The organism is Isoptericola luteus (assembly GCF_020297055.1).
GTDB classification, from domain to species: domain Bacteria; phylum Actinomycetota; class Actinomycetes; order Actinomycetales; family Cellulomonadaceae; genus Isoptericola; species Isoptericola luteus.
In genome coordinates this window covers 1-2,851 of the sequence record NZ_JAIXCQ010000025.1, presented here as the reverse complement: position 1 = coordinate 2,851, position 2,851 = coordinate 1, and the positions used below count along the sequence as shown (strand labels likewise).

The following is a 2,851-nucleotide window of genomic DNA, read 5'->3' as shown; positions in this document are numbered from 1 at the left end:
GTGGCCTCCGCTGCGGAGCAGGTGTCGCAGAACGTGCAGACGGTGGCTGCGGGTGCGGAGCAGATGGGTGCGTCGATCCGGGAGATCGCGCAGAACTCGAACGAGGCGGCGAAGGTCGCGAACCGGGCGACGGATCGTGCTGCGGCGACGAACGAGACGGTGCGCAAGCTGGGGACGAGCTCGCAGGAGATCGGTGACGTGATCAAGGTGATCACGTCGATCGCGGAGCAGACGAACCTGTTGGCGTTGAACGCGACGATCGAGGCGGCTCGTGCCGGTGAGGCCGGTAAGGGGTTCGCGGTGGTGGCGTCCGAGGTCAAGGAGCTGGCGCAGGAGACGGCGAAGGCGACGGAGGACATCGCGCGTCGGGTCGAGGCGATCCAGGGTGATACGTCGGGTGCGGTGGATGCGATCGGTGAGATCGCGGACATCATCGGGCAGATCAACGACTACCAGCTGACGATCGCGTCGGCGGTGGAGGAGCAGACCGCGACGACGAACGAGATGTCGCGGGGTGTGCAGGAGGCCGCGACGGGCTCGTCCGAGATCGCCGGCACCATCACCGGCATCGCCGAGGGTGCGCAGGAGAACACCCGGACGATGGAGGAGGTCAGCTCCCAGGTCCACGAGCTCGCCCTGGTCTCCGAAGCGCTGCGTGCCCAGGTCGCGGCCTTCACCTACTGAAAACACCGAGCCAGGACTGAGGTAACACGATCATGCGCGCACGAGCTGTTGTCACGTTCCTTGCCGCTGGCGCTCTCGCGCTGACGGCAGGGTGCGGGACCACCCAGGACGCCGCCGACGACACACCACTCGTGGGCGTGGCCATGCCCACCGTCGAGCAGACCCGCTGGGTCGCGGACGGGGACAACCTGTCCGCCCAGTTCCGGTCGCTCGGCTACGACGTCGACATGCAGTACGCCGAGGACGACGCCGCCGTCCAGGTGGAGCAGATCCGCGCGATGGTGGACGCCGGCGCCGACGCGCTCGTCATCGGCGCCGTGGACGGCACGGCGCTGACGGGGGTGCTGGCCGAGGCGCACGGCGCGGGCATCGCCGTCATCTCCTACGACCGGCTGATCCGCGACTCGGCCGACGTGGACTACTACGCGTCGTTCGACAACTGGCAGGTGGGCGTGCTGCAGGGCACCGCCCTGCTGCGGGGCCTCGGTGTCCTCGACGAGTCCGGCGCGGAGACCGACCGCAAGGGCCCGTTCCACATCGAGGTGTTCGCCGGCTCGCCGGACGACAACAACGCCACGGTGTTCTACGACGGCGCCATGTCGGTGCTGCGGCCCTACCTCGACTCGGGCGTGCTCGAGGTCGCCTCGGGGCAGGTGGAGCGCGAGGACGTCGCGATCGACGGGTGGGACAACGCCACCGCCGAGCAGCGGATGACCTCCCTGCTCGGCCCCTACGGGGGCGGCACGAAGCTCGACGGCGTGCTCGCGCCGAACGACGGCATCGCCCAGGCGGTCATCGCCGCCACCGGGACGCTCGACTACGTCCCGGTGGTCCCGGGCCAGGACGCGGAGATCCCGGCGGTGAAGTCGATCGCGGCAGGCGAGCAGTACGCGACGGTCTACAAGGACACCCGCCAGCTCGCGGAGGTGACGGTGCAGATCGTCGAGGCCCTGCTGGCCGGCGGGACGCCCGAGGTGAACGACACCACGACGTACGACAACGGCGCGAAGGTGGTTCCGTCCTACCTGCTCGCTCCGCAGTCCGTCACGAAGGACAACTACACGAAGGTGCTCGTGGACAGCGGGTACTACACGGCACAGGAGATCGGCTGATGACGCACGGGGAAGCCCCGCGCCGGCGCGGGGCATGGTTCTGGGACCGGTCGCTCGCGGCGAAGTTCTCGACGGCGCTGTTCGTCATGGGCGGCGCGTTCGCCCTGGTCGGCGGGTCGGCGGCGGTGGCGCTGTCGCAGGTCGCCGACGACCTGCAGGAGATGTCGCGCCTCAACGTCGAGCTGCAGCGTTCGTTCGCGGACCTGTCCGTGAACCAGGCGCGCAGCCACGTCGTGCTGCAGCGCGCGGTGAACGCCGACGAGGCCACGCGCGCGCAGCTGCTCACGTCGTCTGGCTGGATCGACGACGAGGTGGAGGAGCACGCCGCCGTCGTGGCGACGTTCCCCGCGGCGGACACGCCCCAGTGGCAGGACTTCCTGGCGCGCTGGGAGGCGTGGACGTCGTACCGCGACGCCACCCTGCTGCCGCTCGTGGAGGCCGGTGACGTGGCGGGCTTCGCCGCCGCCGTGAGCTCCGACGTGTCCGCGGACCCCGACTGGGCGGGCCGCGCCCTGGCCATCGCCTCGGCACAGACGGACGCCGACGTCGTCGCGATCCAGGAGGCCGGTCAGGCCGAGGCGGCGCGGTCGATCGTCGTGCTCGTGGTCGGCTTCGTCGTCGCGACGGTCTGCGGTGTGCTGCTCGCCGTCGCGATCGTGCGGCGGATCAGCCGGTCGGTGCGTCAGGTGGGCACCACGCTCGAGGCCATGGCCGAGGGCGACCTCACCAAGGACGCCCCCGTCGCGGAGAACGACGAGATCGGCCGGATGGCTGACGCGCTGGACCGCGCCCGGCAGGCTCTGCGCGAGACGCTGTCCGGTGTCGTCGAGTCGGCGCAGACCGTCGCGACGGCGTCCGAGGAGCTCTCGGCCGCCTCGCACCAGGTGGCCTCCGGCTCTGAGGAGACGAGTGCGCAGGCGGGTGTGGTGGCCTCCGCTGCGGAGCAGGTGTCGCAGAACGTGCAGACGGTGGCTGCGGGTGCGGAGCAGATGGGTGCGTCGATCCGGGAGATCGCGCAGAACTCGAACGAGGCGGCGAAGGTCGCGAACCGGGCG

The 2,851-nt window shown here is 70.6% G+C and carries 3 protein-coding genes; all 3 read left to right on the top strand.

What is annotated here, in order from left to right:
• Positions 1-684: methyl-accepting chemotaxis protein (locus tag LEP48_RS18280; protein ID WP_225566993.1), on the top strand; the 684-nt coding region annotated here is incomplete at its 5' end.
• 32 nt (positions 685-716) lie between these two features.
• A complete protein-coding gene (locus LEP48_RS18275; RefSeq protein WP_225566992.1) occupies positions 717-1,796 on the top strand; it encodes a substrate-binding domain-containing protein in 1,080 nt (359 codons plus the stop codon).
• Positions 1,796-2,851: methyl-accepting chemotaxis protein (locus LEP48_RS18270; RefSeq protein WP_225566991.1), on the top strand; the 1,056-nt coding region annotated here is incomplete at its 3' end. The genes LEP48_RS18275 and LEP48_RS18270, both read left to right, overlap by 1 nt.

Coding starts and splice junctions, on each gene's coding strand:
- LEP48_RS18275 (WP_225566992.1), top strand. CDS start 717: ATGCGCGCACGAGCTGTTGTCACGTTCCTTGCCGCTGGCGCTCTCGCG.